The sequence below is a fragment of the Klenkia soli genome (assembly GCF_900103975.1).
GTDB lineage: Bacteria > Actinomycetota > Actinomycetes > Mycobacteriales > Geodermatophilaceae > Klenkia > Klenkia soli.
This window is the reverse complement of record NZ_FNIR01000013.1, coordinates 18,617-29,850: the sequence shown is the minus strand read 5'-3', so window position 1 is coordinate 29,850 and position 11,234 is coordinate 18,617. Positions and strand designations below refer to the sequence as shown.

Here is an 11,234-nt window from a genome sequence, read left to right as displayed (position 1 = left end):
TGTCGCGCTGTCGACACCGGTGGGCACCGGCTCAGCGGCGGCGCCCGCGGGCGATCTCGCCGGTGGCGGCCTCCCGGTCGACGCGGAGCAGCACCGAGACCCAGGTGCGGTAGGGGGCCCAGGCCTCCGCCACGGTCGTCAGCTCGGCCACCCCTGCGTCGGGCAGTCCGTAGAGCTGGCGCATCGAGTCGTGCAGCCGACCCTCGCTGGTCGGGAACCGGTCCGGGTGACCGGCCCCGCGCACCACGACCAGCTCCGCCGAGAAGGGCCCGATCCCGGCCAGCCGGCTGACCTCGGCGATCGCCTCCTCCGCCGACAGGTCGCGCAACCGGGCGCCGTCGAGCCGCCCGTCGACCGCGGCCGCGGCGAGCCCGCGCAGCCGTTCCTGCTTGACCTCGGGCAGCGGCAGCTCCCCGGCCACGTCGAGCAGGACCGGGGCCGCGGGGAACGCCGCCACCGGGCGGCCGGCGACCTCCACGGTCTCCCCCCACCGGGCGCGGATGCCGGCGACCACCCCGGCGGCCTGGGTGATCCGCAGGCGCTGGCCGACGACGGCCCAGCAGGCCGCCTCGTACGGCAAGTGGAAGCCGACCGGCCGGAGTCCGGGGTAGGCCGCAGCCAGCCGCCCGACGACCGGGTCCCGGTCGGCGATCGCGGGGAAGCCGGCGCCGTCGACGTCCAGGGACAGGATCCGGGCCAGGTGGTCGCCGAACCCCGCGGGCTCGCTCCCCACGACGTCGGCCCGGACCGTGCCGTCGGCGGACTGGGTGACGGCGGCACCGGTCACCGGTCCACGGCCGTCGGGGGCGAACACCAGCCGGAGGGGGCCGTCGTCGGCGGCCCGCCCCGCCGGGGCGAAGCCCTCCAGGAAGCGGCTGCTGGCCGCGAGCGAGAACGGGCCCCGGGGAGCGATGGTCGGCACGACCGGAGGTCTACCCGACGGGTCCGACGGTTCGTCAGCCCCGCAACCGGGGCCTCAGCCAGCGGGCCAGCCGCCGGGTCAGGAAGGGCATGAAGACGTAGCCAAGGGCCAGCACCAGCACCACCGCGTAGAACAGCGCCCGCAGCACCAGCGGCCAGTGGCCGACCCACGGCGCCACGACCGCCTGGACGACCAGCTGCAGGGCGAACACCACCGCGATGGTCAGCGCCGTCAACCGGGTGCGGGAGGGGCCGTCGGCCCGGTCGGGCGCGGTGAAGAAGCTCTCCAGCCCGCTGACCCGGCTGTACCGGGAGCTGTCCACCATCGACCCGGCGCGGCCGAGGGCCTCGTGCCGCTGCGGGGACCGCTCCCAGGCGGCCAGCGCCTCGCGGTCGTGGAACCGGTAGACCAGGTGGTACTCCGAGCTGCCCGAGCCGGGGCGCAGCAGGGTGGACCCCAGATGGCCGGGGAACGTGGCCGCCAGGGCCATGATCTCCTCGGCCCACGCCTCGAAGGCCGGGACCTGGTCCGGCCGCACCTGCCGGGCCGCGGTCACCGTCACCGGCTGGGTGTCCGGGGACGGCGGACGGCGGCGGGGCGGCACCGGGTCAGCCTGCCCGGCGGCCACGTCCGGGGCGAGACCTCAGCGACGTGAGCCCGGACGCAGCCACCGGCCGCACAGCCGGGTCAGCGCCGGCATGACGACGAACCGCAGCCCGTTGACCACGACCACGGCCGAGACCAGCAGCCGGAGCGGCCACGGCCAGTCCGCCACCAGCGGCTGCACGAGGAGGTGGAAGGTCGAGGTCAGCAGGAAGACCCCGAGCACGGTGAGCAGGACGACGCGCCACGCCGGGGCAGCCGAGGCGGTGCGGCCGAAGAAGCCCTCGAGCCCCTCGACCCGGGCGAACCGCTCGTCCTCGACGAGGTCGGCCAGCTGGGCCACCAACCGGGCGCGCTCCGGCGAGCGTTCCCACGCCGCCATCGAGTCGGCGTCGGCGAACCGGTAGACCAGGTGGAACTCGTCGCTGCCGGCCCCCGGGCGCAGCGTGGACGAGCCCAGGTGGCCGGGGAAGGTGGCGGCCAGCGCCTGCACCTCGCGGGCCCACTGCTCGAAGGCCTCCCGGCGTTCGGGCCGCACCACCCGGGCGGCCGTGACCGTCACCGGCTGCGGGGAGCCGGCGTGCAGGGGTGCCCAGGTGCTCACAGAAGTATCTCAGCACTGAGACAACCAGATGTCTTCCGGATGTCGGCGGCCTCACACCGCCCGGCGACACCCCTCCCCACCAGGGAGGATGGGGCCGTGCCTGAGGGAGACACCGTCTGGCTGGCGGCGAAGCGCATGGACACCGCGCTGCACGGGGCCACCCTGACCCGGGGCGAGCTCCGGGTGCCCCAGCTCGCCGCCGTCGACCTGACCGGGGCCACGGTCACCGAGGTCGTCCCGCGCGGGAAGCACATGCTCCTCCGGTTCGCCGACGGACGAACGCTGCGCACCCACTACCGCATGGACGGCAGCTGGCACCTCTACCGGCCCGGTGCCCGGTGGCGGGGCGGACCGGCGTTCAGCATCCGCGCGGTCCTGGCCACGCCCGAGTGGGAGTGCGTCGGATACCGGCTGCACGACATGGCCATGGTGCCCACCAGCCAGGAGGACACCCTGGTCGGCCACCTCGGGCCCGACGTCCTCGGGCCGGACTGGGACCTCGACGAGGTGCTGCGGCGCCTGCTCGCGCAGCCCGACGAGCAGATCGGCGTCGCGATCCTCGACCAGCGCAACCTGGCCGGCATCGGCAACCTGTACAAGGTCGAGAGCCTGTTCCTGTCGGGGGTCAACCCGTGGGCACGGGTGGCCGACGTCCCGGACCTGCCCGGCCTCGTCGAGCGCGGCCGCACCCTCATGCTGGCCAACCGCGACCGGCCCGAGCAGAGCACGACCGGCGACACCCGCCGGGGGCAGGACCACTGGGTGGCCGGCCGCAAGGGCCGCCCGTGCCGGCGGTGCCGCACGACGATCCTGCTCGGCGACCAGGGACCCGACCTGCAGGAGCGGGTGACCTGGTGGTGCCCCCGCTGCCAGGCCGACCCGAGGCCGGTGGACCCGCGGGCCCGCACCGGCCAACCCGGCACCGAACCCCGGCGGGCCCGCTACTGACGACGAACGCCCTCCCGGCGACAGCCGGGAGGGCGTTCGTCGTCCTGCGGTCAGGACTGGGGGCGCTGGTCGTGCTGCTCGACCGGCTGCTGCACCTGCGGCGCCGCCTGGGGCGCACCCTGCTCGATCGCACCGGCGGCCTGGGAACCGGTGACGGCCTGCTGGCCGGCCGCGGCTCCCCCGCCCATGCCGGCGCGGATCTGGGCCAGCCGGGAGGCACCCGCGACGTCCAGGGTCGCCTTCTGGACCTCCATCATCCGGCCCTCGACCGAGTTCTGCGCCAGCTCGGCCTGGCCCAGGGCGTTCGCGTAGCGGCGCTCGATCTTGTCGCGCACCTCGCCCAGGCTGGGCGTGTTGCCCGGCGCCGACAGCTCGTTGACCTGCTTGAGCGAGGCGGAGACCTGCTCCTGCATCTTGGCCTGCTCCAGCTGCGAGAGCAGCTTCGTGCGCTCGGCCAGGATGGTCTGCAACCGCATGCGGCTCTGCTCGACGGCCCCCTTGGCCTGCTCGGCGGCCTGCAGCGCCTCGTCGTGGCTGCGCTTGAGGTCCTCCATCGACTGCTCGGCGCTCACCAGCTGCGTGGCGAAGGCCTGCGCGGCCTGCTCGTACTCGGCCGCCTTGACGGGGTCCGACGCCCGGGTCTGGTCGGCCAGGGCCAGGGCCTGCTGCGCCGAGGACTGCAGCTGCTCGACCTCGCCCAGCTGCCGGTTGAGCCGCATCTCGAGCTGGCGCTGGTTGCCCAGCACCGCCGCGGCCTGGTTGGCCAGCGACTGGTGCCGCTGCTGCTCGCCCTCGATCGCCTGCTGGATCTGGATCTTCGGGTCGGCGCGCTCGTCGATCTGCGCGTTGGCCGACGCCGTCAGGTACTTCCAGAGCTTCACGAACGGGTTGGGCATGGTTCCTCCTGGTCGGGTGCCGACACCCCCGGAGGGGCCGCGGGCTCCACGGGCGACGTCGTCGACCCCCATCGTCCCAGTACCAGGTCGCGCGGGGCCACCACGGTCCTCCGGGAGACCTGCGCCACTACTGTGCCACCCATGCTGACCGTGCTCGGCGAGCTCGTCGTCGACCTGATCCCCGACCCCACCGCCGACGCCGGCGCCGAGGGCACCGCTCCCCGGTTCGTCGCCCGACCGGGCGGCAACGCGTTGAACGTGGCCGTCGCCGCCGGTCGCCTGGGGCACCCGGTGCACCTGCTCGCCCGGTTCGGCACCGGCCCGCTGGCCGGCAACCTGCGCCGGCACGCCGAGCTGTCCGGGGTCGACCTGTCCCGCTCGGTCGCCTCCCACGACCCGGTCAGCCTCGCGGTGGTCGGCCTGGCCGCCGACGGCTCGGCGGACTACGGCTTCCACGTGCTGGGGGCGGCGGACTGGCAGTGGACCGACGACGAGGTCACCGCCGCCTGGCCCACCGGGAGCGACGCCCTGCACATCGGGTCCATCTCGTCGTGGACCGCACCGGGGTGCGAGGCCATCGCCGCCCTGGCCGAGCGGCTGCACACCGAGGGGTCGGCCCTGGTCAGCGTCGACCCGAACATCCGGGTGGCCCTGGCCGAGGGGTTCGGCAACACCGCCGCCGAGGTGCGGGACCGGCTGCAGCGCCTGCTGGCCGTCGCCGACGTGGTCAAGGTCAGCGCCGAGGACCTCGCCTGGCTGGAGCCCGACACCACCGACCTCGACGACGCCGCCCAGCGCTGGGCCGACCGCGGCCCCGGCGTCCTGCTCCTCACCGACGGCGGTGCCCCGCTGCGGGTCGCCCGCCCGGGCAAGCCGCTGCTGCGCCTGCAGCCGCCGACGGTGACCGTCGCCGACACGGTGGGTGCCGGTGACTCGCTGGCCGCCGGGTTCCTCACCGGGCTGCTGGAGGCCGGCATCACCCGCCGGCCCGCCCTGGACGCGGTGGCCGACGACGTGCTGACCCGCATCTGCACCGATGCCTCCCTGGTCGCCGCCCTGTGCTGCACGAAGGTCGGCGCCGACCCGCCCACCCGCGCCGAGCTCGACGCCGCCCGGGCCTGACGGCCGCGGGCAGGGTCAGGACGCCAGCCAGGCGGCGGTGTCGGTGGGCAGCCGGCCGTCGACCAGCGGCCCGCTGGCCAGCAGGACCTCCCCGGCCAGCGGGGCGGGATCGGGGCCCAGGTTGACCACGCACCGGAAGCCCGCCCCGCGCCCGAAGGAGAGGACGTCGGCCGGCGTCCCGTCGTCCCAGCCGAACTGCTCGTCGGTCAGCCTCGCCCGGCGCAGCGCCAGCGCGGCCCGGTACAGCTGCAGGGTCGAGGCGGGGTCGCCCTCCTGCGCGGCAGCGGTGAGCTCGGCCCACGACGCCGGCTGCGGCAACCAGGGGTGGTCGGCCCCGAAGCCGAAGGGGGGCGCCGACCCCGACCAGGGCAGCGGTACCCGGCAGCCGTCCCGACCGCGGACGGCGCCGCCGGACCGCACGAAGGTGGGGTCCTGGAGCACCTCGTCGGGCAGGTCGGTGACCTCGGGGAGCCCCAGCTCCTCGCCCTGGTACAGGTACGCGCTGCCGGGCAGCGCCAGCATGAGCAGCGCGGCCGCCCGGGCCCGGCGCAGACCCAGCTCGAGGTCGGCCGGGGCACCGGCGTCGAAGCCCATCACCCCGGCGCCGGTGTGCGCCCGGCCGAAGCGCGTGACGTGCCGGGTCTCGTCGTGGTTGGACAGCACCCAGGTCGCCGGCGCCCCGGTCGGGGCGAGTGCGGCGAGGGTGGCGTCGACGACCGAACGGAGCGCCGCGGGGTCCCAGGGGCAGCGCAGGTGGTCGAAGTTGAAGGTCGTGTGCATCTCCCCGGGCCGCACGTACCGGGCCGCCCGCTCGGGTCCGGCGACCACCGACTCGCTGACCAGCACCCGGTCACCGGGGTAGGCGTCGACCACCGACCGCCACCGGGCGACGACCTCGTGCACCCAGTCGCCGTCCCACTGCGGGCTGTCGACCCAGCGGCCGGACTCGAACAGTGCGCCGGGGGCGTGACCGGCGTCCGGGAGGGCGAGGTCCTTGCCGATGGCCGGGACGGCGTCCACCCGCAGCCCGTCGACCCCGAGGTCCAGCCAGAACCGCAGGATCTCGTCGAACCGGTCGCGCACCTCGTCGACCGACCAGTCCAGGTCGGGCTGCTCGGGGGCGAAGGTGTGCAGGTACCAGAGGTCGGAGTCCGGCAGCCGGGTCCAGGCCGGCCCGCCGAACGCCGAGATCCAGTCGTTGGGCGAGGCCTCGCCCCGCCCCGGCCGGAGCACGTACAGGTCGGGCCGCTCGGTGAACCACGGGTGCTGGACCGAGGTGTGGTTGGGCACCAGGTCGACGAGCACCCGCAGCCCGTGCGCGTGCGCGTCGGCCAGCAGCGCCTCGACGTCGGCCAGGGTGCCCAGCCGGGGGTCGACGGCGCAGTGGTCGGCCACGTCGTAGCCGCCGTCGGCCATCGGCGACGGGTACCAGGGGGTGATCCACAGGGCGTCCACGCCGAGCTGCGCCAGGTAGGGCAGCCGCGAGCGGATGCCCTCGACGTCACCGATCCCGTGGGCGCGCCCGGCGCCGGCCGCGGCGAAGCTGCGCACGTAGACCTCGTGCACCACCGCGTGCCGCCACCACGGCGACGGGTCGCTCACGCGGCGCCGCTCGAGCGCTCCCCGGTCAGGCCGCCGGCGGCCTCGGCGACCTGCTCCTCGCGGTCCTCGGTGGCCATGCGGGTCAGCTCGGCGCCGGCCTCGGCGTCGCGGGTCAGGTTCTCGCCCGTCTCGGGGTCGAAGACGTGCACCTTGCGCAGGTCCAGCCAGAACTCGGCGTCGCGGCCCTCGCGGATGCGGCTGCTCGCGTCGATGGAGACGATCGCCTGGGTGCGCAGCTCCTCGCTGTCCAGCTCGCGCGAGAGGTCGCGCAGCTGGGTGCGGATCGCGTCGGGGGCCTCGTAGGGGATGTAGGCGTACTGCTGGTCGCCCAGCCACTCGGTGACGTCGACCTTCGCGGTGAACGTCGTCCCGACGTGCTTCTTGGCGTCGTCGACCAGCGAGGCGTCCTCGAAGTACTCCGGCCGGATGCCGACCAGCAGCAGCTCGTGGCCGGCGACCGCGGCGGCGCGCTCCTCGTCCAGGTCGATGTTCCCGAAGGGCGTCTCGAGCGTCGAGCCCTTGACCGTGGCGGGCAGGAAGTTCATCGGCGGCGAGCCGATGAACCCGGCGACGAACAGGTTGACCGGCTGCTCGTAGAGCTCGCGCGGGGACGCGACCTGCTGGATCGAGCCCTTGCGCAGCACGCAGACCCGGTCGCCCAGGGTCATGGCCTCGGTCTGGTCGTGGGTGACGTAGACGGTGGTGATGCCCAGCCGGCGCTGCAGCCGGGCGATCTCGGTGCGCATCTGCCCGCGCAGCTTGGCGTCGAGGTTGGACAGCGGCTCGTCGAACAGGAACGCCTCGGCCTGCCGGACGATCGCCCGGCCCATCGCGACGCGCTGCCGCTGGCCACCGGAGAGGTTGGCGGGCTTGCGCTCGAGGTGCTCGTGCAGCTCGAGGACGTCGGCGGCCTCCTTGACCAGGCGGTCCACCTTGTCGTCGGGGGTCTTGGCCAGCCGGAGCGGGAAGGCGATGTTCTCGTACACGCTCATGTGCGGGTAGAGCGCGTAGTTCTGGAAGACCATCGACAGGTTGCGGTCGCGCGGGGCCTTGTCGTTCACCCGGTCACCGCCGATGACCATGTCGCCGGAGGTGATGTCCTCCAGGCCGACGATCATCCGCAGCAGGGTCGACTTCCCGCAGCCCGAGGGGCCCACCAGGATCATGAACTCGCCGTCGGCGATGTCCAGGCTGATGTCGTTCACGGCGGGGAACCCGTCGCCGTACTTCTTGACGATGTTCTTCATCTCGATCGATGCCATCGGGGGTCTCCAGTCGTGGGTGAGGGCGGGCGGTCAGCCCTTGACGGCGCCGTTGGTGAGCCCGGCGACGATGCGGCGCTGGAAGACCAGCACCAGGACGACGACGGGGATGGTGACGATGACGGCGGCCGCGGCGATGGCGCCGGTCGGGTCCTCGAACTGGGAGGCGCCGGAGAACAGGCCCAGTGCGGCGGGCACCGGGCGCGACGCCGACGTCGAGGTCAGCGAGATGCCGTAGACGAAGTCGTTCCAGGCGATGAAGAAGGCGATGATCGCGGTGGTGAACACCCCCGGCGCGGCCAGCGGGACGATCACCTTGCGGAAGGCCTGCCAGGTGGTGGCGCCGTCGACCTGCGCGGCCTGCTCCATCTCCCAGGGGATCTCGCGGAAGAACGCCGACATCGTCCAGATCGACAGCGGCAGGGTCAGCGACAGGTACGGGATGATCAACCCCGGCCAGGTGTCGTAGAGCCCGATCTGCCGCCACAGGTTGAACAACGGCGTGACGATCGAGATGACCGGGAAGATCGCCACGGCCAGCGCCGTGCCGAGGATGAACTTCTTGCCCGGGAAGTCAAGCCGGGCGATCGCGTAGGCCGCGAACATCGACAGCACGCAGCTGATGAACGTGGCGATCAGGCAGATGCCGAACGAGTTCACCAGGGCCGGGAGGAACAGCTCGCTGGCGTTGCCCGTGAGGATCGTCGCGTAGTTCTCGGTCGAGGGCGTCGTCGGCAGGAACGACGCGTTGGACAGGTCGGCCGGAGCCTTGAACGACAGCGACACGATCCAGGCGATGGGCGCCAGGCAGTACAGGACGATCAGGACGCCGCCGACGATCCAGCCGGTCTTCTCCTTGGTGGACATCAGCTGTCACCCCTCGCCTGGGACAGGTCGACCTTGAACCCCTTGATGAAGGTGAACGCGATGCCCACCACGGTCAGGAACAGCAGCACCGAGACCGCCGACCCCAGCCCGATCTCCAGCCGCGAGATGGTCTGCCGGTAGGCCAGGAAGGACACCGTCTCGGTGCCGTTGGCCCCCGCCGTCATCACGAAGATCGAGTCGAAGACGCGGAAGGCGTCCAGCGTGCGGAACAGCAGCGCGACCATGATCGCGGCCTTCATGTTCGGGATGGTCACCTTGCGCATCCGCTGCCACCAGGTGGCGCCGTCGACCTGGGCGGCCTCCTGCAGCACCTCGGGCACCTGGGCCAGACCGGCCAGCAGCAGCAGCGAGATGAACGGGGTGGTCTTCCAGATCTCGGCCAGGCAGACCACGAAGATCGAGGTGCCGAAGTCGCCGAACCAGTCGGTCGTGGAGTCGACCCCGGGCAGCCAGACGAACCAGCTGTTGATGAACCCGGTGTTGATGTCGAAGGCGAACTGCCAGGCGAAGGCCGACACCACCGTGATGACCGCGTACGGGATGAGGATCGCCGCGCGCAGCACCGGGCGGATCGCCTTCAGGGCCTTGTTCATCACCAGGGCGAGCCCGAAGCCCAGCACCAGCTCGACGGCCACGGTGACCACCGTGATGAGCGCGGTGACGCCGATCGAGCGCCACCACAGCTGGTCGGTGAGGACCACCAGGTAGTTGTTCAGCCCGGTGAACGAGCGGTTCTCCGGGTCGGTGAGGCGGTAGTCGAACAGCGAGTCGTAGAACGCCTGGGCGATCGGGTAGGCGGTGACCAGCAGCATCACCGCCAGCGCCGGGCCGGCGAGCAGCCAGCCGAGCTTGCGCTCGGCCTTCGCCCGGTCGCTGGTGTGCCGCTCGGGCGCAGGTTCGGCCTTCGTCCGCGGCGTCGGCGGCGACGTCGTCGTGCTCACAGGAGCTGCTCCTTCCGCAGGACTGCCTCGATGAGCTCGGTCGCGTCCTGCGGCGTCTGCTCCGGGTCGACGGATGCCGTCGGGTGGTACTCGCGCTGGATGCCGCCGGAGACCTCGCTGTAGTACGGGGTCTGCGGCCGCGGCTTGGCCAGCTGCAGGGACTCGAGGATGGTCGGGGCCATCGGGAACTCGCTCAGCACGTCGGGGTCCTCGTACACCGTGGTGTCCGACGCCGGGTTGCCGTTGCTGACGAAGTAGTAGGCCTGGTTCTCCGTCGAGGTGATGCACTCGGTGGCCTCGTAGGCGAAGTCCGGGTGCTCGCTGAAGGCACCCACGCCCAGGTTGATCCCGCCGTAGGGGGGCGCCGTCTCGGTGTCGGCGTCGACCCTGGGGTACAGCGCCCAGCCGTAGTCGTCGAGCACCGCCTGGTCGAGCGTGCCGCCCTCGACCGCGGCCTGCGCGCGCGGGTAGACGAACGGGTAGTTGACCTGGAACCCGCCCTGGTCGCCCTCGAAGTCGGTGGCGGTGGTGTCCTCGTTGGCCGTGGACAGCGCCGGGCCGCCGGTGCCGCTGGCCGACACGTCGCGCAGCACCTCGGCCGCCCGGACGCCGGCCTCGGACGTCAGCCCGAGCTCGATGTCCTCGGGGTCGGTCGAGTTCTCGGCGATGATCGAGCCCCCGGCGCTCTCGATCAGCGCGTTCAGCCACACCGTCAGCGACTCCGACCGGATGCCCTGGACGCCCAGCCGCACGTCCTGGCCCTGCGCCGCCTCGACCAGCTGGTCCCAGGTCACCGGCTGCGTCATGTCCAGCCCGGCCGCCTCGGCCACCGAGGTGCGGTACCAGAGCAGCTGGGTGTTGGCCCAGAACGGCACCGTGACCAGCTCGCCGTCCCAGGTCGAGCCGTCGACCGCCGACTGGACGACGTCGGTGGTCACCCGCTGCGCGACGTCCTCGGGCACCGGGGCGAAGAAGCCGGCCTGGGCGAACTCCGGGATGTAGGGCGGGTCCAGGCTCATGATGTCGATGGAGGAGTCGTTGGCCGCCAGCCGGCGGACCAGCTGCTCGCGCTGGGACGGGGAGTCGCGGGGCAGCTGGCTGACCTCGATGGTGTACCGCCCGCCGGCGTCGTCGGTGCACCGCGACGCGATCTCGGCCTGCCCGCCGGAGTCGGGGTTGATGTACCAGTTCAGCACCGGCACCCCGTCGTCCCCGCTGCCGCAGGCGGCCAGACCGGAGGCCGCGACCACGGCCGCCGCCCCCGCACCCAGCAGCCGCGCCGTGCGGCCGGCCCTCGACCTGACCCTGTGGTTCGTCGTCCTCGGCACGTGTCAGCCGCCTCCGGTGGGTCGGGCGGCACGGCGGCCGCACACGGTCCGGCGATTGATGATCACCAGCTGTGAGCCGACTGTGGTCCAGCCCACGGGGGGTGTCAAACCGAGATGG

11 protein-coding genes are annotated in these 11,234 nt (G+C 73.1%); 2 read left to right on the top strand and 9 right to left on the bottom strand.

Going from position 1 to position 11,234, the window contains the following annotated elements; translation table 11 throughout:
• Nucleotides 1-31 precede the first annotated feature (31 nt).
• The 3 genes from BLS67_RS18895 to BLS67_RS18885 are packed head-to-tail and all read right to left on the bottom strand — an operon-like array spanning nucleotide 32 to nucleotide 2,129.
• Nucleotides 32-922 carry a DNA-3-methyladenine glycosylase family protein gene (locus tag BLS67_RS18895; protein ID WP_091248246.1) on the bottom strand — a complete coding sequence of 297 codons (891 nt, stop codon included), beginning with the start codon at nucleotides 920-922 and terminating at the stop codon, nucleotides 32-34.
• Between the two features lie 34 nt (nucleotides 923-956).
• Nucleotides 957-1,550, bottom strand: coding sequence for an antibiotic biosynthesis monooxygenase (locus BLS67_RS18890; protein ID WP_242654201.1), 594 nt, complete (start codon nucleotides 1,548-1,550; stop codon nucleotides 957-959).
• A gap of 15 nt (nucleotides 1,551-1,565) precedes the next feature.
• Nucleotides 1,566-2,129, bottom strand: a complete 564-nt coding sequence (locus BLS67_RS18885; RefSeq protein ID WP_091248244.1) for an antibiotic biosynthesis monooxygenase — start codon at nucleotides 2,127-2,129, stop codon at nucleotides 1,566-1,568.
• A 96-nt stretch (nucleotides 2,130-2,225) separates the two neighbouring features.
• Between BLS67_RS18885 and BLS67_RS18880 the strand changes: the two genes are divergently transcribed.
• The gene (locus BLS67_RS18880; RefSeq protein WP_091248241.1) at nucleotides 2,226-3,077 is read left to right on the top strand and encodes a DNA-formamidopyrimidine glycosylase family protein; all 852 of its coding nucleotides are present in this window, start codon (nucleotides 2,226-2,228) and stop codon (nucleotides 3,075-3,077) included.
• Between the two features lie 50 nt (nucleotides 3,078-3,127).
• On the opposite strand, the gene BLS67_RS18875 is transcribed toward BLS67_RS18880, so the two are convergent.
• A complete protein-coding gene (locus tag BLS67_RS18875) occupies nucleotides 3,128-3,973 on the bottom strand; it encodes a PspA/IM30 family protein (protein ID WP_091248238.1) in 846 nt (281 codons plus the stop codon).
• Nucleotides 3,974-4,114: 141 nt separating this feature from the next.
• Between BLS67_RS18875 and BLS67_RS18870 the strand changes: the two genes are divergently transcribed.
• Nucleotides 4,115-5,095 (top strand): PfkB family carbohydrate kinase, encoded by a 981-nt coding sequence (locus BLS67_RS18870; RefSeq protein WP_091248234.1) that lies wholly within the window; start codon nucleotides 4,115-4,117, stop codon nucleotides 5,093-5,095.
• 15 nt (nucleotides 5,096-5,110) lie between these two features.
• Here the strand turns inward: BLS67_RS18870 and BLS67_RS18865 are convergent, their stop codons facing one another.
• The 5 genes from BLS67_RS18865 to BLS67_RS18845 are packed head-to-tail and all read right to left on the bottom strand — an operon-like array spanning nucleotide 5,111 to nucleotide 11,116.
• Entirely contained in the window at nucleotides 5,111-6,697 is a 1,587-nt protein-coding gene (locus tag BLS67_RS18865) for an alpha-amylase family glycosyl hydrolase (RefSeq protein WP_091248231.1), read from the bottom strand.
• A complete protein-coding gene (locus BLS67_RS18860; protein ID WP_091248223.1) occupies nucleotides 6,694-7,959 on the bottom strand; it encodes an ABC transporter ATP-binding protein in 1,266 nt (421 codons plus the stop codon). Before BLS67_RS18860 ends, BLS67_RS18865 begins: the two co-directional genes overlap by 4 nt.
• A 33-nt stretch (nucleotides 7,960-7,992) precedes the next feature.
• A complete protein-coding gene (locus BLS67_RS18855) occupies nucleotides 7,993-8,826 on the bottom strand; it encodes a carbohydrate ABC transporter permease (RefSeq protein ID WP_091248220.1) in 834 nt (277 codons plus the stop codon).
• Entirely contained in the window at nucleotides 8,826-9,788 is a 963-nt protein-coding gene (locus BLS67_RS18850; RefSeq protein ID WP_091248217.1) for a carbohydrate ABC transporter permease, read from the bottom strand. Before BLS67_RS18850 ends, BLS67_RS18855 begins: the two co-directional genes overlap by 1 nt.
• The gene (locus tag BLS67_RS18845) at nucleotides 9,785-11,116 is read right to left on the bottom strand and encodes an extracellular solute-binding protein (RefSeq protein WP_207500737.1); all 1,332 of its coding nucleotides are present in this window, start codon (nucleotides 11,114-11,116) and stop codon (nucleotides 9,785-9,787) included. Before BLS67_RS18845 ends, BLS67_RS18850 begins: the two co-directional genes overlap by 4 nt.
• Between the last annotated feature and the right edge of the window lie 118 nt (nucleotides 11,117-11,234).